The sequence below is a fragment of the Vibrio japonicus genome (assembly GCF_024582835.1).
Classification (GTDB): domain Bacteria; phylum Pseudomonadota; class Gammaproteobacteria; order Enterobacterales; family Vibrionaceae; genus Vibrio; species Vibrio japonicus.
In genome coordinates, this window is the sequence record NZ_CP102097.1 from 74583 (window position 1) to 92416 (window position 17834).

The following is a 17834-nucleotide window of genomic DNA, read 5'->3' on the forward strand; positions in this document are numbered from 1 at the left end:
TCAACTCCTCGCTATTTTTGGATGATGACGGGATAGTCTTGCTCAGCAAGTTCTTTCACAAAACTCGACCCAGACCCCTGGTAAGTAATCCATACCTTTTTCTTTGCTCTTGTCATCGCCACATAGAACAACCTACGCTCTTCCGCGTAAGGGAATCGATCTTGAGAGCGGGTCAATGCATTATCTAAGTGAAGTGTTTTCACTCGTGCCGGAAACTGCCCCTCATCAACCGCCAGAATGATGACAAAATCCGCCTCTTTGCCTTTGCTGGCATGGCACGTCATAAACTCAATCGACAGAAGGCCAAACTGTCTTTTCCATTCAGAAAGCAGTTCTGGCTTGTGGTAATGATTTCGCCCAAGCAGAAGTACTGTAGTGGCGCTTTTGGCTTGGCGGTTTAGGTCATCCAAAATTTTCTCAACACGATTGCTCGGAGCTAACACGACAGACTTCGCTTTTTGCTCTTTGTGACTGTTGAGCGCTTTTTCCAGTTGAGCTGGGTTTTGTTGGATAAACTGATTCGCCACCTCGCCCAGCTGGTTGTTGAATCGGTATGTTGTGTCCAGGTGATGTACGGTTGAATTAGGAAAGCGCTCAGAGAAGCCCGTGGTTAAATCAACATCGGAACCCGCAAACTCATAGATTGATTGCCAATCATCCCCCACGGCAAACAGAACACACTCTTGTTGTTTGTTTTGCTGACATAGCGCTTCGATCAATGCGAGGCGCTGTGGTGAAATATCCTGATACTCATCGATCATGATGTATTTCCATGGGGCTTGAAACTTGCCTTTTTCCACGAACTTGGTCGCTTGAGTGATCATGATATTGAAATCTATATGACCTTCCGCTTTAAGCATATCTTGCCATGCGGTATAACAAGGCCATACTAAGGCAAGTTCGCTGTTCAGGCGTGTGTAGTCCACATGCTCAATGAGCTTTTGTTGGATCTCTTTTTTGGTTACTCCCATCGCGCATAGCTGCTCAAGCTGTTTGGCTAACCAAGCGATCAGCTTAGGGTTCTCGACATGGCTCCCTAATTCATCGTCACCAGCCAGATACGCAATAGGCCACTTTTGTAAATGTTTTTGCCAACGCTTAAAATTCGTTGGCGTCATCCAATGTTTCTTTAGCCAATCCACGCACCATGCATTTCTCAGGTTGTCATCCAACGCCAGTGGCGAGATCACCACGTCTTTATCTAAAACTTGTTTGAGGATTTGCAAGCCTAATTGATGAAATGTATTCACTTTGACTTGCTGCGCACTGAGCCCAATCTTGTCTTTTAGTCGTTCTTTCATCTCACTGGCGGCATCGCGCCCAAAGGCCAGCATTAAAATTTGATCGGCTTGTGCAAGATGACTCTGTAACAAATACGCTACTCGAGCTGTTAGTACACTGGTTTTGCCCGAACCCGCACCAGCAAGCACAAGGTTGTTATCGTCGTTCAGTAATACCGCGATCTGCTGAGTGATGTTAAGTGGAGATGACTCAATTTGAGAAAACAAAACTTCCCAGTTTTCTAGCTCTGTTTTCATCCAATTTTGGTTACGTTGAGTCAGTGCCTCATCGGTTTCGAGGATCCAGGGTAATAATTTTTCAACACGTTCAGGCATTCTTAGCTGTGCATCTTCAAGATCCATTTCCATTTTTAGAAAGTCTTGCTCCAACTCATCAAGCCAACTGTCGACCTTAGAATGCGTTAGAAATGCAGGTTGGCGCTCAAACCCTTGGATGGCAGATTCCCACTTCGGTAAATATTTGTTTAGTTGCTCGCATTGACGCTGATGCCACTGCTGATAAGTTGCAATCGCGTGGCGTGCAAAATCGCGACACTGTCGCCAGTCTAACCCCTGAACCAGCCACGACTGCTCTTTGCCATCCTCTGTATGTGCAAAAAACTGCAGGCCTCCCCAAAACAGGCCGCGTTTGAGTTTAATTTTCCCACTCCACACATTAAAGGGAATATGTTCTTCACTTCTGTCTGAGCTTAGAATGATGAAGTCAGCGTCTAGTGACACTTGATGATATTCGTTCTGAACTAAAAACTGTGCAGTCTTGTTAGCGGTTAGCTGCATTCTTGTCATCCCCATAGATTCCATGGCCGCTATAATAACTCAACCCAATTGTAGATTGAAAAAATCCTGTCAATATATGGCATTATAATTTTCCGTATAATTAACCAACAAATGAAATGGTTTCTTTATTCACATCATAAGTTTACCATTGACTATCCGCTAGAATAGTCGCTACCAAAACCAATAAGTTGAAATCACGTGCAATTTGTCAGTCAGTTACGCCTCTACTGGGCTAATAAAACCATTAACTATAGTTTACTTATTCTGGTTACGCTGCTCGGCATCGTCATTCCTGCTTGGTACTATCAACTTAACAATTTAATCATACCGCTGATTTTGGGGTGCATTGCGGCGGCCTTGGCCGAAAGTGATGATAATTTTACGGGTAGACTTAAATCTGTCACTCTGACCTTAATCTGTTTTACTTTCGCGACTTTTTCGATTGAACTGCTTTTTGACACTCCAATCCTATTTGCCGTTGGGCTGTTTACGTCGACCTTCGCCTTTATCATGCTTGGAGCCATTGGCCCAAGATATGCGAGCATCGCGTTTGGTTCTCTACTGATTGCCGTTTACACCATGTTAGGTGCGCATGAAAACACCAGCCTTTGGTTTCAACCACTGATGCTGGTAACGGGCGCAGCATGGTACTTTTTCATGTCATTGATTTGGTCTGCTTTTTGGCCAATGCAGCCTGTTCAACAAAGTTTGGCGCATGTATTTCTGCAATTGGCAAACTATCTCGACACTAAAAGCCAACTCTTTCATCCAGTGACTAACCTCACCCCTCAACCTTATCGGTTAGAGGAAGCGAGACTCAATGCCGCGACGGTGACCGCGTTGAACCACTGCAAGGCAACCTTTCTTTCACGCTCTAAGCGTGGTCATGTAGATGGAGCAAGTGACCGTTTCCTCAACATCTACTTTCTCGCGCAAGACATTCACGAACGCGTCAGTTCAAGTCATTATCGTTACCAGGAACTGAGCCAGCATTTCGAGCGTTTCGATATTTTGTTTAGATTTAAATATTTACTCGAAACCCAGGCAAAAGCTTGCCGAGAGATTGCTAAGTCCATCCGTTTGGGTAAGGAATACCAGCACAGCGGTGATTCCATACTCGCGCTTGATGAGCTGGCCAACTCTTTAAGTTATCTACAAGAGCAAGATAAAGGCCAATGGCGCTCGTTGATCAATCAGCTCAACTACCTATTCAACAACCTGTCTACCGTTGAAAAGCAGTTAAGTAATGTCAACAACCCTGACGCCAATAAGCTAGAAGAAGATGTCTTAGACGATACAGAAGCGCACACACTTAAATCGATGTGGGAGCGTATTAAATCCAACTTGACGCCAGACTCTATGTTATTCAGGCATGCCACTAGGATGTCAATCGCCCTGACCCTTGGTTACGGAATTATTCAGTTTTTTGATATCGAACGTGGCTACTGGATTCTGCTCACGACCCTATTCGTTTGCCAGCCCAACTACAGTGCTACGCGTCAAAAACTAGTGGCGCGCGTAATAGGCACTCTGGCTGGTTTACTGATCGGTGTGGTACTGCTTATTTTCTTCCCGAGTCTAGAAAGCCAGCTCGTGTTTATTGTTCTTTTTGGTGTTGCGTTTTTTGCATTCCGTTTAGCCAACTACGGCTATGCCACTGGTTTTATCACCCTTTTGGTCTTATTTTGTTTCAACCAACTTGGGGAAGGTTATGCCGTCATTCTCCCAAGATTGGCCGATACTTTGGTCGGGTGTGCGCTCGCAGTATTGGCTGTTATTACGATATTCCCAGACTGGCAGTCCAAACGATTACACAAAGTCATGGCCGAGACCGTTTCAGCCAACAAAGCTTATCTCGCACAGATTATTGGTCAGTACCGCATAGGCAAAAAGGACAACCTTTCTTATCGAGTGGCACGTCGTAACGCGCATAACCAAGATGCTAACCTAACAAATGCTATCAGTACGATGCTAGCAGAGCCTGGTCGATATCGTTCGGCCACTGAAGAAAGCTTTCGGTTTTTAACGCTCAGCCATGCTCTGCTGAGTTACATTTCTGCGTTAGGCGCACACCGAACAAGGATCGACAAAGATGATACACATCAGTTAGTCCTTGATGCCCATCGAGTTATCCACCAGCACCTTGAATTACTGTTCAATCAGTTAAATGACCACTGTGATGATTGCGACACGTCTCTAATCGGCGATCCAAACCTAGAGGCGCGCTTATCAGAGTGGAGAGAAGAAGATGAAAACTCAGTAAAAATGGTGCTCCAACAGCTTTACCTGATCTACCGAATGCTGCCAGAGTTACACTCGCTCGCAAACAAGTTTGCCGTTCGAGTATCTAAAAGCTAAGCAAAACATTCACCCTGAGAATAAAAGAGTATTTTATCACTCCTTTACTCAATACTCACACATTCTAACAATACTCGGACACTTATTGACCTATTACTCATAGACTGAAATTAAGTCAGAGATAGGAGTCTGGATATGAGATCGAACACCATACACGAACAAGGACGTGAGTCACAACGACCATCAAAAAGTTCGCTAGTGTCCATTATCACTTTCGAATTATTCAGAGAGCAAATCCAAACTCTGACACCTGATCAGCTTAAAGCCTTACAAAGGGACATTAGTCAAAGACTTAACCACTCGGACGAGCCGATAATTACCGAAGAAGAGCGTCAGTTAATTTCGACCCTCTTCTCATAAAACTCGTTTTTAGACGGTTGTTACATTCACAGGACAATTGGTTGGACTCTAGAATTATGCATATCTCCCATACAAACCACCAAATTAATGATAGAATGAACAACTAAATCACCAGGAAGTGAAACTTAGCGCAAATAAAATAAGCAATAATTCATTGACATTGCTAATAAAACCCATTTAACAAGATACTTAACTTGAGTTTAATTATGCCCAAACTTAATTTGTCTCAACGTCGTAACAAACCTGTATTTAGCCAGGTATCGGACACTAACAAATTAGAAAAGTTACTCACACCGCGTTTTAAACGCCCTGCTGTACGTTTAACTCCGAGCCCATACATCACTGAGAAAAACATAACGAAAAGATGGGAAAAGCTGACTTCTCTGACAGATAAAAATGCGCTTCTCGACAGCCAATCTTTGAATGATGCAGATCTATACAATAAGAACATTGAACACTATATCGGTACAGTGAAACTTCCTGTGGGTATCGCTGGTCCACTAAGGGTCAATGGTCTGAACGCTCAAAATGACTTCCTGATCCCATTAGCCACAACAGAAGCTGCATTAGTGGCATCATACAACCGAGGCTCACAGTTGATCACTGCGGCTGGTGGTGCGAGCGCCATTCTTCTTAACGAAGGTGTGACACGTACTCCTGTGTTTGCTTTTCAACATTTAGCGGATGCTGGTCAGTTTGTAAGTTGGGTTGTCACTCAATACGATCACTTTAAGCAAGTCGCAGAATCGACAACGTCACACGGAAAGCTTCACGACATTAATATCAATGTTGATGGCAACCAAGTTTATTTAGTGTTCGAATTCCATACTGGTGACGCATCGGGTCAAAATATGGTGACCATCGCGACCAACGAGGTGTTTCGTTACATCTTGGAGCACTCGCCTATTGAACCTAAAGATGCGTTCCTTGATGGAAACTTGTCTGGTGATAAAAAGCCAAATGCACACACAATGCGCCATGTAAGGGGTAAAAAGGTTTCTGCTGACGTTCATTTATCTCGTCAACTGGTAGAAAAGTACTTACATACGACACCTGAAGCGATGGTGAAATTTGGCCAAATGACGACGACAGGTGCAGCATTAAGTGGTGGTATTGGTGTTAATGCTCATTACGCCAACGCGCTTGCTGCCTTTTACATTGCATGCGGACAAGACGCTGCCTGCGTTGCGGAGTCCGCAATCGGCATGACGCGGATGGAAGTGAGTGAGCAAGGTGGCCTATATGCGTGTGTTACTCTACCTAACCTGATGGTTGGAACAGTAGGCGGTGGTACAAGCCTACCGAGCCAGAAAGCCTGCCTTGATATCATGGGACTTCACGGTAATGGCAAAGCAAAAGCATTGGCAGAAGTAGCCGCAAGCCTATGTTTGGCTGGTGAACTTTCTATTGTGGGTGCATTCTGTGCGGATCATTTCTCACGTGCACACCAAAAGCTAGCCCGTTAAATCAAAGATTTAAAAACCAAAAGATCCAAAAAGCGGAGAGTACATTCTCCGCTTTTTTGTTTGCTAGGCTCTTCGTCGGCTAATTTTTTGTTAGCGACCTTTGTAGAAATTTTCTTTGAAATGGATCATGGCCTTATTTAGCGCCAATTGTTTGATCGGCTTAACCAACACATAGTCCGCGCCATTCGTAATAAACGCTCGCTTTGTTTCTTCCAGACCATCTGCGGTACAAGCATAGATCGGCGTATTGAGCCTCAGTTCATCCCGAATTATTCGGGTTGCTTCAATGCCATCTAAGTTCGGTAATTGGTTGTCCATAAGTATCAGTTCGACATCTGAGTTTTCCCGTAAGAAGTCAATCGCATTGTATCCATCTTGAACCCAAGTGACCTTCATTCCATACTTTTCACAAAATGCTTTAGCAATAAAGGCATTGGTATGGTTGTCCTCAACCAATAATGCATGGATTGATTCATCAAATAACTCTGAAGGCTCAACCAATAAACTGGTCGTTTCGGGGTTACGTTCACCATACGAAATTTTGATCGGTAAGGCCACAGAGACACTCGTCCCTTTACTCACTTCACTGCTTAAACGTATCGAACCATTCATCAACTCAACTAAGCTGTGGACAATGGCTAACCCTAGCCCACTACCACCATATTCTCGAGTGGTGGTCGCTTCCGCTTGAACGAACGGTTCAAATACGTGATCAATCTGCTCTTCGGCAATGCCTATCCCGGTATCTGCAACAATGATTTCTAGTTGATGGCCTGAGTTTCGAGCAAAACAATTTAAACTTACAGTAACCGAACCAGTGTGTGTGAACTTCACTGCGTTACTGATTAAATTAAAGAGAATTTGATTGAGCCTGACTTGATCACTGTCTGCCCACATATCTTGTCGAACGTCGCTATTGATGTTGAGCGTGATATTTTTCTCAACACACAGAGGACGGAATATCTTTTCCGCCGTATTGAGCAGATCCGCTAAACGGAACTCACTATGCTGGATATGGAATTTTCCCTGTTCAATCTTTGAAAAGTCCAAAATATCGTTCAAAACCGCAAGCAGATGTTCGCCGCTGTGACAGAGTACATCAATGTGCTCTAACGCCTCTTTCCCTTTGCTATTGTGCTTAAGCAATTGGGACACTCCCAAAATACCATTCAGCGGGGTACGTAATTCATGGCTCATTTTCGCCAGAAAGTCCGCTCGTACTCTGGCCGACTCTTCGGCTTCTTCTTTGGCTGCTTGGCTTTGCTTTTCCGCTTCAACAAAGCTAGTTATATCCTGCCCTTGCGCCATAATTTGCTTGGTTGAGTCGTCACTAATAATAGGAGATAAATTCCACCGATACGTTTTACCGCCAATTGTCGTGTTGACCCCGGTCAAGTTAGAGCCGCGTGCACACATTCGTATATGAGGCTCTAACGCACAAAGCAAATGGTCCCGTGTTTCGTTATCTCTAAAACTTTTTTCTGCCGCAGAGTTATATCGAATGAGCTCGCAGTCCCGACTCCACAACGTGATCGGTGTCAACGAAAAATTAAACAAATCAGCAAACTGCTTTTCTCGCTCTTTTATTCGTTTAAAGGAGAGATCAAAGTTCTCCCCAATACGATTGAACTCTTCAATGGACGATCCTTGAAACGTATCTGTTTTTTGCATGCTGACCGTGGTTTGTATGTATGTCATCAGCTTATTTAGCTCAACAGACACCCTCTTACCCAACCAGAGACGAGTGTAAAACGCCACAAACGCAATCAAAATACCGGTCACAGCCATCCATAAGTAATGGCTTTTCACAAACTCTTCGATATGTTCATTACTTTGTACTGTGTAAACAGAAAGGTAAGTCGCAACACCTGAGATCGTCAGATCGGTTTTAGAAACCATATAACGACTGGCGTTGAATGATGTTGAATGCTGCTCCAACCATTTTATATGGCGCGAGTCGACAGTTTTTGTGCTCGAAGCCACCACTTCTGAACCCACCGTAAGGAACAACTCATCAGCATTGCTGCCTTTTTCAATGACATTGATCAGTGAGAAGTTATTATTGAGTACAACACCTATGTATAAGTGCGCAACCACTTCACCAGAAGTCAGATTAACAACAGGGGTTCTGCGCACCATTAAATAACGTGTTCCCATTGAAGAAGGTGTCTGAGAAAGATGCCAATCATTACCAAAAACCGCACCTTTATTCATAGCAGACAACTGCTTATGGGATAAGCCATAGAATTGATAATTCCCATCATCCCACACAACGCCGTCACTGGTTGCGAGTAATCTAAAGTCTGGGGAAAGGTTAGGGATAGTCTGGTCTAATGCAGTGAAGAACCGATCTACAGCGTTTGCGTCTTCGCTTAATACCGCATCAACTAAAGATTCGCTACGGCTATAGCTATCTTGGTGAATTACCAACGACTTAAGGTGAAAGTTAAATATTTCTTGTACTAGGCTTTGAGTCTGAGTCTTCGTGCGCTCAACTTCTTGTGCAACGACTTCTCGATTGACTTGATAGTTTTGTAGCACCATCACCAATATCAACACCCCGATAACCAGAAATATTGAATTGGTAAGAAGCGTAGCAAGTTGGTGACGTTTACTACGCTTAAATAGCGTTTTCATTATTGTCCAGAGTACCTAAAGGCACGCTTTTCGAGCTCTTTAATTTTCTCGGCGCTATCATGGGATGTAACTAACTCAAAATCTCCAGAATATACTTGAGGAACCGGCTTCCCTTCGAGATCCCACTTGATCGCTTCTGCCATGGCTATCCCTATATCATCGTTCATTCTCATTACCGTCACGTCCAAATCACCACGCGTAATCGCTTCCAATTCAGCGGTGCCTCCTCCCCAACCGTTGATAACAACATCTTGTCGACCTAACGTGCTAAGTGCATCCGCAGCGCCCAATGCGACATCGGTAGAACACGCATACATAAAAGATAAGCTTGAGTCTTTCTCTAGCGCATTCATTGCTGCTTGGTAACCAGACTCTCTTGTTGCCGTAGTATAAAAAGAAGAAGAAAGTTTAAAACTGCTATTGCGACTCATCTCCTCGATGAAGGTATCTCCACGAGCATTACTGATGTAACCTTCAGAAAAATAGAGGACAGAATAACGGCTATCATCCTTAATATTCGTTTTATAGTAATCCTCGAGCATTTTTGTGCCGTTAAGGTGATCAAAACCTACGTACATAAAAGGTTGGCGATCTTCCCAGGCTTTTACTGGTGTCGTGATATTTTGCAAAATGAGTTTGGTGTCTGTAGAGCTCATAACATGTTCTACAAATTTACGATGTCGAGTCGAATCTAGTGTAAATATTAGGTAATCAGACTTGTTTTTTACAGCCGCAAGTAAAGAGAGGCTCTGTTGTCGTACGTCCACACTTGGACGGGTAAATACTTGGTTGATGCTATAACGAATACCGATTTTTTCGAGTCTTTTCTCGAAAGCTTTAATGTTACGACTCCAATAGTCAGAGATTTGATGACCAGGATAAACAACAGAAATGGTGATTGGCTTATCTTGCGTGACGGTAATGGGTGTCGGATTCTCACGTACAACAGTAGACAATTGCTCGGTGAGCGCTTTCTGTTTTGGGTATGCCTTTAAATAGTCGTCATACTGCCAATAACCGCTGAGCGCTTGCATGCTTGAGGCGTAGGAAGTAAAAGAAACAACAGAAAGTAAAGAAAGCAATGAGGCTTTGAACATAGATGAGTATTCCATCGCCAGTTTAAGTACAGTGTAAAGTATAATAAATGGAGCAAGTGTTGGTAATCAGACACGCTATAAATACCACACACAACTCAATCTATTTCAGCAACTCCATATCCATAAGTTATTAAAAACCTTGCCAGTCCCTAAGCATGGACTACAAAACTAGCACAGCTTACCACACTTAACGAGCAGTTTTTTAGAGTTAACATTGGGTTATAAAATCAAGTTAATTAATAGTCTTACTAATACACAAGCTAAGCAGCGATAGTGAGGTTTACATCTACCAGCTCCGCTAGATCTTTCTGCTGTTTGATTAATTGCTCTTTTTGCGTTTTTTTTAGCCGCTTAACCTTATACTCGACTTTTAATGCTAGGCCACGAGAAGCGCCTACCTTTTCACTCCACACCAGCTCCAAAGGCCCTTTGCCCTTTAAGGCTTTTGCACCTTTACCAGTACTATGCTGAGAAAATCGGCGAGCTACATCAGTAGAAATGCCGCAATACAAAGAATTATTTCGATCACGGATAAGATACACATACCAATCCGAGACCGATTTAAGCGCTGGCGAGTCCATTAACTCGTTATCTGCTCGACTAAACTGCGTAGCTCTGCGATTTCTTGTTTCAGCGACGCGACTTCATTTTCAAGAGATTCTAACCTTTCATTACCTGCCGCAGCCTGCACTGGCGTACTTTCTGATGACGCAAACGTAGATACGTCGACATCTCCCGAAAATAAATGCATATAACGCGATTCACGTTTACCCGGTTCACGCGGCAATTTGACCACCAATGCGCCATCCTCTCTTGTTGCCATGGATTCCAGTGTCGCTTCGACCTCTTTGACGTCTGAGAAATCCGCTAATCTGTTCGTCCTTGTACGCAGCTCGCCGGGTGTTTGCGCACCACGTAATAGCATGCAGCACGCAATCGCCTTCTCTTTCGCTGATAACTTCAGGTCACCAAACTCGGTATTGCAGAAGCGATGCTGAAATTTGCTCGCTCGACTGTTGAACCCACTTTCATCACTGACTAAACGACGAGTGATTAACGCATCAACCGCCTCCTGTACATCCACTTCACTCAATGCCATAACTGGCTCTCGATTACTCTTCTGATTACATGCAGAGGTCAAACTATTCAAAGTTAACGGATAATAATCAGGTGTGGTCACCTCTTTTTCAATTAGACAGCCGATAACTCGCGCTTCAACAGGACTCAATTCGATGTTCATTTTTATTTCCTTATTATTTGCTTCCTGAATGACTGATCAATGTTCAGAAAGAATCGTAATCTTTTTCATATTACCATTTTCATCAATCATTACGATCTTAGTTCGGTTTAATTCGACTTCCGTTATCTCTTGTCTTTTCAATTCCTTCCGGTACGCATCTATAATTTTACTCGAACGCTGAGGAGTAGGTTTAGATTCTTCCGTAGGTACGATAATGTGAGAAGTTCTCATGATTTCTGGGATCACATAAAGGTCAATGTGCAAATCATATATCGAACGTCAAAGTTGCTCAATCATCAAGGCAACACATGACTACAAAAGCGTCAACACACTGTCTTGATTGATCTAAAAGACTGTTATCAGCGTAAATGATGTGATTTAATCTTTAACAGTTAAGGTAATAATTAGGAAAGAACCTATGAGTGGTGTATTTGAAATCGTAGCGCAAGCACGTCGTAAGAATAAGCTTAAACGTGAGCTCATCGACAACGAGAAAAAAGTTCGTGACAACCGTAAACGCGTTGATCTCCTAGAAAATCTGCTTGATTACATTAAGCCAGAAATGACTCATGATGAAATCGTAGCGATTGTGAAAAACATGAAAGCAGACTACGAAGATCGCGTAGATGATCATATCATCAAGAGCGCTGAAATCTCTAAAGAGCGTCGTGATATCAGCCGCCGTATCCGCGAGCTAACAGAAGCGGACAAGCAAAACGTACAAGGTAAGAAAAACTAATCTTAACCTAGCCAGATCAATTGAAGGCCTGCATATAACGTGCGGGCTTTTTATTGGATAGCGAACTTTATAGGGTACCGTACTGTTTTTCGAAAGCTATCAACAATTTTGGTTATAATAATTTAGTAAATAGCGTTAAACGTTTGCGTAATCGCTAACCTTCTCCGTTAGCATACTTGGGGCTTTTGTCACACATTTGACCCTGTTATATTTCATCTTAGTTAAATAATTCAAACCATTCGAGGCACGGAGCTCCCTCATATATCTCAAGAAGAGAAGAAATGGTACCGACACAGCTCGGCAAACTTTAGAGGACCAATGTATGGATATGAATGTGATTGAGATTCTTGGCTACGCTGCTTCAATCATGGTGGCAATTTCTCTAACCATGAAAGATATCGTTAAGCTACGCATTATTAACTTCGTTGGCTGTGCATTGTTCACAGCATACGGCTTAATGATTGATGCTTGGCCAGTCGTTGTGACCAACGGCTTTATTGCTTGTGTAAACATCTATTTCCTAGCAAAAATGCAGAGCGAAAAAAAAGTAACAAGTAGCTAAGACATAGCGCTATAGAATACAAATCGCCCCAGGTAGTGTTTACTCCTGGGGCGTATTTATAGGGCGTAAGAAAAATAAACGGGTCTAAATGACGTTAGCTATCCGACACAATGAAGACTAACTCAACACGTCTGTTACACGCCTTACCTGCTGTAGTCGCATTGGTACAAGTCGGTACATTCTCTCCGTAGCCTCGTGTGAAAATAGCATTTTTATTTACATGATTACGGATTAGCTGCTGCTTAACTGCGTTTGCACGACGAACAGATAAACCATCGTTAAAAGCAGTAGTGCCAGTACTGTCTGAGTGCCCATCAATCACGACATTAACATCTGGTTGTGACGACAAGTATCTGCCAATAATGTCTAGCCAGTGTCTAGATTCAGACTTCACCGTCGATGAGCCTGTATCAAACCTAACCGTATTCTTTAGTTTAACCATAATATGGTTACCGGGTAACACTTCGTAATCTACGCCATTCTGCAAAAGAAAGTTCTGTAGGCTGTCACTATTCACTCCGCGCGAAGCTGGAGCAGCATTAGGTCGTGCCTGAGTTGGCGTATGGTCCATTGATGGTGTTCGATACATTGCCGGCGACTGGACGCCTGTCGTTAATCTTTTGGACGGATAGCCCCATTCTGGGTGCCTGACATCAGCGTCACTTTTGGGAGCTGTATCTAGCATGTCCTTCATGAAATAGGAAGAACTTAAATTATTTGTACTGCTGCACGCTGACAGCAATAGAATCAGAGGTAAAGCCAGATATTTCATCTCTCCGCCCTAGTTTTCTTTTTACTACCACTACTTTATCGGCAAGATTTGAGTTTCTTTAGTTATAATTTAGCCCTCCTTTCCAACACTGCTTATATCAACCAGTAACAATTTGCTAAGGAATTGACACGTCGTGCTATTTAGTTCTTAAGGATGAAAGGGTAAAATTCGCTTCACTATTACTTAACTGATTGCCGCGTCTCAAATTTTATTCAAAGACGCACAAGCGATCTAATGAGATTTCACATGAACAAGATTCTGTCCCTATTTTTGATGGCTACCATGGCCCTACTTGTCGGCTGCTCAGACAATAACGATCCGAAAGAAGGTGTGCAATATGAAACACTGGCTAACAATCTCGCGACTTATCGACTCCCACCAGTTACCGAGGTGTTCTCATTAAACTGTGGGCACTGCCGTACAATGGAAGAAGTCATTCCACAATTAGAGTCATTAACGAATCAGTCTATTGGTAAAGTACACGTCACTTTCAACGAAAGCGCTACCGTTGCAGCAATGATTTACTATACCGCTGAAATGCAAGTGGGTGGAAAGCCGGACCGCGACATGGTGAATGAGTTATTCGCCGCTCTGCAGATGGGTAATGGCGCAACCATGGCAGATAAGCAAAGAGCCATAGAGTCAGTGTTTCATTCCCGTGATCTTGTTAGCCCATATGAATTGGATAAAGCTCAACAAGCGCAGATGCTCGGAGCTATAAAAATTGCCGAAGAGATTACAGAAAAAGGCCAATTCAAAGGCGTGCCAACATTTGTTGTGAATGGAAAGTATGTCGTCCTCACTTCAGGACACCAGAACGCCGAAGGCATTGCTGATACAATTAACTACCTAATAAACCTAAAATAAGTAACTGGACTTCACTCATGTCAAAAATCATTTTTCCTATTATTATTTTCATTCTCGCGGGTTTTATGATCTACCGCACTTGGACCAACAATAAAGTAAGCGAAGAGAACTTTGCAGCAGGTCAAGCATTCCTACTGGAAAACGCCAAGCAAGAAGGTGTTATTACCACGGAAAGTGGTCTTCAATACCAAGTTATCCACAAAGGTGAAGGCACTGAACACCCTACCAAAACCAATACGGTAACTGTGCACTATCATGGCACGCTGATCGATGGAACGGTATTTGACAGTTCTGTAGAGCGCGGTGAGCCTATCAGTTTTAAACTAAACCAGGTGATCAAAGGCTGGCAAGAAGGCCTGACTTATATGTCTCCGGGTGACAAAGTACGCTTGTTTATCCCGAGCCCACTTGGCTACGGTAAGAGCGGTACTGGCCCTATCCCACCAGCTTCTACATTGATTTTCGATGTTGAGTTATTAGAAATTAAATAAATGAGTACAATAAAGCCAATCATGATGATTGGCTTTTCTTTTTATTTTGATTTGGTTTCTGTACTAAATCACTGTGGAGTTTTGCGTACAAAACTTAGCAAGTTGAGTTTGAATGAAATTCACGTCTGCAGTATAGAACTCATCTAAAGGGAGTTCATCGTGCGCTAACCAATTAAACGTTTGTTGACGATCTTCGCCGACTGGAATAGGTTGTTCTCCATCGGCCGCTTCGAATACTGCGTAATAAATTCGACCACCAAATTCGTTTATCCCTGAGAAGGTCGCTAGGTGTTTCAAACCCTCTAAACGCGTCTCTTCGTGTAACTCCCTGATAGCAGCATCGGTTCCTGTTTCATTTTCATTGACTTCGCCTCCCGGAAATTCAACCACCATCCCCTTTGAGTCTCTGTAACGCTCTTGTACTAACACTTTCCCATTTCTGACAACCACGGCCATCGATAAGTGTGTCATTTCATGCTCCTCAATTCTTTTACTGCTACATGCATGCAGGACGTCACAATTTGCTACGCTTTTGTGACCTTGGCTTAATTTCAGGTTGGATCATATCTTAATGCTCACGTTAGTGCTTATGGGTCAACTCACATTTATGGTTTGAAAAACAAAAAAACCGATATCATTTCTGATATCGGCTGAATATTACGAGATATATTACTTGTGCTTGTCTTGAATGTAGCTTTCATCCACATCGATAACGGCCACACCTTTAATAAAGCTACGTCCTAGGAGCAGCGGATATCTAAGATGCGTTCGATCCGCAAGCGTAAATTCCGTTTTTTGTTTCAAGTCACCGATTTGAATCCAAGCTTCTACCACGGCGCGACGTTGAGAGTCATCGGCTGTAGACTGAAGGATTTTCACCCTGCGCTTTACAGGCAACTCAATAGAATCACTTTTTATACCATCGTGCTCAACTTTAAACCTTACCCACGACTTCCCATTGCGTTTGAACGTTTCTATATCCGTTGCACTAATAGAAGAGGTCGTTGCGCCCGTATCCACACGGGCTCTAAAGTTCTGCTTAAGGTCAGGAACGTAAACCCACTCCCTTGCGCCTAAAATCAGTTTTCCATCACTGGTCTTTTGTGCCTTAAGCACCATTTTCGGCCGTTCGCTTTTCACCGATACTTGTTCGGCTTTCACTTTCTGCTCAGATTCTACTTTTTTTGGCTCTTCGGCCAAGCACGCGGTAACACTACCAGCGAGCAAGATGAGAGTTAGAGTTCGTAACGACTTAATCATTCAACCACCTGTTTTCGACGAGACTACGCTAAAAATCAATCAGGCCCGTATTAACGAGCCTGATTCTAATTTTAAGCCACTTTCACTATCGCGTCGGCTACGTAAGGGATATCTTTTTCCGTTAACCCCGCGATATTAATTCGACCATCGCCAACGCCATAAATTCCATACTGTTCTCGCAGTTGGAGCATTTGGTCTTGGCTAAAGCCCAGCACAGTAAACATGCCTTTGTGGCTTTCGATAAAGTCGAATTGTGAAGTATCGTGAGAATTTCTCAATTCTTGGCACAAAGTTTGACGAAGGTTTAACAAACGCTGTTGCATTTCACTCAACTCTTGCTTCCAAATTGCAGTCAACGATTGATCTTGCAAGATAGTTTTGACCAGAGCCGCACCATGATCAGGCGGCATGGTGTAAGTCGCACGTGCAAGTGTCAGTAGCTTACCTCGTGCGTTCGTCACATCTTCCACCGATTTGCCGACAACAATCGCCGCACCTGTACGCTCACGGTATAAACCAAAGTTCTTAGAACATGATGTGGTGATTAACATTTCTTCGACATTCTCTGCCATATGGCGCAGACCTTTTGCGTCTTCTTCAAGGCCGTCACCAAACCCTTGGTAAGCAATGTCGACAAATGGTGTGAAGCCGTTTTTCTGAGCAAGCTCAGTGATCACTTTCCATGCTTCAAAGTCGATATCAGCCCCTGTTGGGTTGTGACAACAACCATGCAGCAGAACAACATCGTCTGGACCAGCATTAGACAAATCTTCCAGCATGCGCGTAGTATCCACTTGTTTAGTGGTCGGGCTAAAGTAGCTGTAGTGTTTCACTTTCAAACCCGCCGCTTCCATTACCGGGCGATGGTTCACATAGCTTGGGTTCGAAATCCATACTGTCGTATTCGGTTTCGCCACTTTCATCAAATCACCCAGCATACGCAGTGCGCCACTTGCACCTGGAGTTTGAATCGCAGCGACACGATCCATCGCGGACGTGCCTTTAAGAAGCAGATCAACCATGCTTTGGTTAAACTCTTCGCAGCCAGCTAAGCCGACATATGATTTGGTTTTTTGCGTCTCAACCACAATGTCTTGCGCTTTGAGAATCGCTTTCATGATTGGTGTTTGCCCTTCACTGTTCTTGTAGACGCCAATGCCCAAGTCCACTTTTTCAGGACGAGGATCATTACGGTATGCAACAGAAAGCGAAAGAATTGGATCTAGTGTTGGTGTTGGTAAATTAGAGAACATGAAAGTCACAACCCTTTGAAATTCAAGTAACGGGCTACACGTTATCATCTTACTTATAGAACTAGAAATAAAATTTTAACGCTTGAACCAAAAACAGAATAAAAGGCCAAGTTAAATTTACACTTTCGTAACATTAATGTGCCGGGCAGTATATTTCACTATACTTCGCCCTGTATAAAACAGGCTAGAGCTTGAATCGATGGATCACCTGATTCGAGCTCCCTCTCCACTCTAAATTTAAGTCTTTCTTGTCTTGCTCAAATTTTCCATCAATCAATACATCAATATACTCAACCACTTTACGTTGCGATTCATTAAGCTCACCAAGTGTGTAGCCCGTCCAAAGCCAGATGTCCTTTCCTATACATTCTGATTTGACTCGCTTGACTAATTGGAGAATGGTGTCGACATTTGCTGGATGCAGCGGATCGCCACCAGAAAGGGATAAACCTCTGCGCTTTATACGAGTATCTTGCAAATCGGCAATGATTTGATCTTCCAACTGCTGAGTATATGGATGACCCGAATTTGGGTTGAACGTCGTCTGGTTATAGCATCCACGGCAATTATGCTCGCACCCTGACACAAACAGGGTGCAACGCGTGCCTTCACCATTCACCACGTCAACTTGATGATATTTTTGGTAGTTCATTG

18 protein-coding genes are annotated in these 17834 nt (G+C 43.3%); 7 read left to right on the forward strand and 11 right to left on the reverse strand.

Features of this window, described 5'->3' with window-relative positions:
• Positions 1 to 11: 11 nt before the first annotated feature.
• Positions 12 to 2078: a DNA helicase IV gene (gene helD, locus NP165_RS13630; protein ID WP_257086875.1), complete on the reverse strand. Its 2067-nt coding sequence runs from the start codon at positions 2076 to 2078 to the stop codon at positions 12 to 14.
• 198 nt (positions 2079 to 2276) lie between these two features.
• On the opposite strand from helD, the gene yccS reads away from it, so the two are divergent.
• The 3 genes from yccS (at position 2277) to NP165_RS13645 (ending at position 6262) form a co-directional block, all read left to right on the forward strand.
• Positions 2277 to 4436, forward strand: a complete 2160-nt coding sequence (gene yccS / locus NP165_RS13635; protein WP_257086276.1) for a YccS family putative transporter — start codon at positions 2277 to 2279, stop codon at positions 4434 to 4436.
• 135 nt (positions 4437 to 4571) lie between these two features.
• Positions 4572 to 4796: a hypothetical protein gene (locus NP165_RS13640; RefSeq protein ID WP_257086277.1), complete on the forward strand. Its 225-nt coding sequence runs from the start codon at positions 4572 to 4574 to the stop codon at positions 4794 to 4796.
• A gap of 206 nt (positions 4797 to 5002) precedes the next feature.
• Positions 5003 to 6262 carry a hydroxymethylglutaryl-CoA reductase gene (locus NP165_RS13645; protein ID WP_257086278.1) on the forward strand — a complete coding sequence of 420 codons (1260 nt, stop codon included), beginning with the start codon at positions 5003 to 5005 and terminating at the stop codon, positions 6260 to 6262.
• A gap of 90 nt (positions 6263 to 6352) precedes the next feature.
• Here NP165_RS13645 and luxQ read toward each other — a convergent pair whose 3' ends face one another.
• From luxQ to NP165_RS13670, 5 genes are all read right to left on the reverse strand, one after another.
• The gene (luxQ, locus tag NP165_RS13650; protein ID WP_257086279.1) at positions 6353 to 8899 is read right to left on the reverse strand and encodes a quorum-sensing autoinducer 2 sensor kinase/phosphatase LuxQ; all 2547 of its coding nucleotides are present in this window, start codon (positions 8897 to 8899) and stop codon (positions 6353 to 6355) included.
• Positions 8899 to 9996, reverse strand: a complete 1098-nt coding sequence (locus tag NP165_RS13655) for a substrate-binding domain-containing protein (protein WP_257086280.1) — start codon at positions 9994 to 9996, stop codon at positions 8899 to 8901. The genes luxQ and NP165_RS13655 overlap by 1 nt, the downstream gene beginning before the upstream one ends.
• A 260-nt stretch (positions 9997 to 10256) precedes the next feature.
• Positions 10257 to 10577 (reverse strand): GIY-YIG nuclease family protein, encoded by a 321-nt coding sequence (locus tag NP165_RS13660; protein WP_257086281.1) that lies wholly within the window; start codon positions 10575 to 10577, stop codon positions 10257 to 10259.
• Positions 10577 to 11236, reverse strand: coding sequence for a YceH family protein (locus tag NP165_RS13665; RefSeq protein WP_257086282.1), 660 nt, complete (start codon positions 11234 to 11236; stop codon positions 10577 to 10579). The genes NP165_RS13660 and NP165_RS13665 overlap by 1 nt, the downstream gene beginning before the upstream one ends.
• A 36-nt stretch (positions 11237 to 11272) precedes the next feature.
• A complete protein-coding gene (locus NP165_RS13670) occupies positions 11273 to 11467 on the reverse strand; it encodes a hypothetical protein (RefSeq protein WP_257086283.1) in 195 nt (64 codons plus the stop codon).
• Between the two features lie 187 nt (positions 11468 to 11654).
• Here NP165_RS13670 and NP165_RS13675 point away from each other — a divergent pair, with 187 nt between their 5' ends.
• Entirely contained in the window at positions 11655 to 11975 is a 321-nt protein-coding gene (locus tag NP165_RS13675) for a DUF496 family protein (protein ID WP_257086284.1), read from the forward strand.
• A 322-nt stretch (positions 11976 to 12297) separates the two neighbouring features.
• A complete protein-coding gene (locus tag NP165_RS13680; RefSeq protein ID WP_257086285.1) occupies positions 12298 to 12537 on the forward strand; it encodes a YgjV family protein in 240 nt (79 codons plus the stop codon).
• 94 nt (positions 12538 to 12631) lie between these two features.
• Here the strand turns inward: NP165_RS13680 and NP165_RS13685 are convergent, their stop codons facing one another.
• Positions 12632 to 13309: an OmpA family protein gene (locus NP165_RS13685; RefSeq protein WP_257086286.1), complete on the reverse strand. Its 678-nt coding sequence runs from the start codon at positions 13307 to 13309 to the stop codon at positions 12632 to 12634.
• Positions 13310 to 13555: 246 nt separating this feature from the next.
• Between NP165_RS13685 and NP165_RS13690 the strand changes: the two genes are divergently transcribed.
• On the forward strand, positions 13556 to 14176 hold the full coding sequence (locus NP165_RS13690; protein WP_257086287.1) for a thiol:disulfide interchange protein DsbA/DsbL: 621 nt from the start codon (positions 13556 to 13558) through the stop codon (positions 14174 to 14176).
• A gap of 17 nt (positions 14177 to 14193) precedes the next feature.
• Positions 14194 to 14667, forward strand: a complete 474-nt coding sequence (bamJ, locus tag NP165_RS13695) for a BamJ family beta-barrel-assembly machinery protein (RefSeq protein ID WP_257086288.1) — start codon at positions 14194 to 14196, stop codon at positions 14665 to 14667.
• 63 nt (positions 14668 to 14730) lie between these two features.
• Here bamJ and NP165_RS13700 read toward each other — a convergent pair whose 3' ends face one another.
• The 4 genes from NP165_RS13700 to nrdG form a co-directional block, all read right to left on the reverse strand.
• On the reverse strand, positions 14731 to 15138 hold the full coding sequence (locus NP165_RS13700) for an NUDIX hydrolase (RefSeq protein WP_257086289.1): 408 nt from the start codon (positions 15136 to 15138) through the stop codon (positions 14731 to 14733).
• A 198-nt stretch (positions 15139 to 15336) separates the two neighbouring features.
• Entirely contained in the window at positions 15337 to 15927 is a 591-nt protein-coding gene (locus NP165_RS13705; RefSeq protein WP_257086290.1) for an ATP-dependent zinc protease family protein, read from the reverse strand.
• A 71-nt stretch (positions 15928 to 15998) separates the two neighbouring features.
• A complete protein-coding gene (locus NP165_RS13710) occupies positions 15999 to 17180 on the reverse strand; it encodes an amino acid aminotransferase (protein WP_257086291.1) in 1182 nt (393 codons plus the stop codon).
• 184 nt (positions 17181 to 17364) lie between these two features.
• Complete coding sequence (gene nrdG, locus NP165_RS13715; RefSeq protein ID WP_257086292.1) at positions 17365 to 17832, reverse strand: anaerobic ribonucleoside-triphosphate reductase-activating protein; 468 nt, start codon at positions 17830 to 17832, stop codon at positions 17365 to 17367.
• Between the last annotated feature and the right edge of the window lie 2 nt (positions 17833 to 17834).

Bases quoted from the DNA above. Each gene is read 5' to 3' on its own strand.
- helD (WP_257086875.1), bottom strand. From the start codon at position 2,078: ATGCAGCTAACCGCTAACAAGACTGCACAGTTTTTAGTTCAGAACGAA.
- NP165_RS13640 (WP_257086277.1), top strand. From the start codon at position 4,572: ATGAGATCGAACACCATACACGAACAAGGACGTGAGTCACAACGACCA.
- NP165_RS13645 (WP_257086278.1), top strand. From the start codon at position 5,003: ATGCCCAAACTTAATTTGTCTCAACGTCGTAACAAACCTGTATTTAGC.
- luxQ (WP_257086279.1), bottom strand. From the start codon at position 8,899: ATGAAAACGCTATTTAAGCGTAGTAAACGTCACCAACTTGCTACGCTT.
- NP165_RS13655 (WP_257086280.1), bottom strand. From the start codon at position 9,996: ATGTTCAAAGCCTCATTGCTTTCTTTACTTTCTGTTGTTTCTTTTACT.
- NP165_RS13660 (WP_257086281.1), bottom strand. From the start codon at position 10,577: ATGGACTCGCCAGCGCTTAAATCGGTCTCGGATTGGTATGTGTATCTT.
- NP165_RS13665 (WP_257086282.1), bottom strand. From the start codon at position 11,236: ATGAACATCGAATTGAGTCCTGTTGAAGCGCGAGTTATCGGCTGTCTA.
- NP165_RS13670 (WP_257086283.1), bottom strand. From the start codon at position 11,467: ATGAGAACTTCTCACATTATCGTACCTACGGAAGAATCTAAACCTACT.
- NP165_RS13675 (WP_257086284.1), top strand. From the start codon at position 11,655: ATGAGTGGTGTATTTGAAATCGTAGCGCAAGCACGTCGTAAGAATAAG.
- NP165_RS13680 (WP_257086285.1), top strand. From the start codon at position 12,298: ATGGATATGAATGTGATTGAGATTCTTGGCTACGCTGCTTCAATCATG.
- NP165_RS13685 (WP_257086286.1), bottom strand. From the start codon at position 13,309: ATGAAATATCTGGCTTTACCTCTGATTCTATTGCTGTCAGCGTGCAGC.
- NP165_RS13690 (WP_257086287.1), top strand. From the start codon at position 13,556: ATGAACAAGATTCTGTCCCTATTTTTGATGGCTACCATGGCCCTACTT.
- bamJ (WP_257086288.1), top strand. From the start codon at position 14,194: ATGTCAAAAATCATTTTTCCTATTATTATTTTCATTCTCGCGGGTTTT.
- NP165_RS13700 (WP_257086289.1), bottom strand. From the start codon at position 15,138: ATGACACACTTATCGATGGCCGTGGTTGTCAGAAATGGGAAAGTGTTA.
- NP165_RS13705 (WP_257086290.1), bottom strand. From the start codon at position 15,927: ATGATTAAGTCGTTACGAACTCTAACTCTCATCTTGCTCGCTGGTAGT.
- NP165_RS13710 (WP_257086291.1), bottom strand. From the start codon at position 17,180: ATGTTCTCTAATTTACCAACACCAACACTAGATCCAATTCTTTCGCTT.
- nrdG (WP_257086292.1), bottom strand. From the start codon at position 17,832: ATGAACTACCAAAAATATCATCAAGTTGACGTGGTGAATGGTGAAGGC.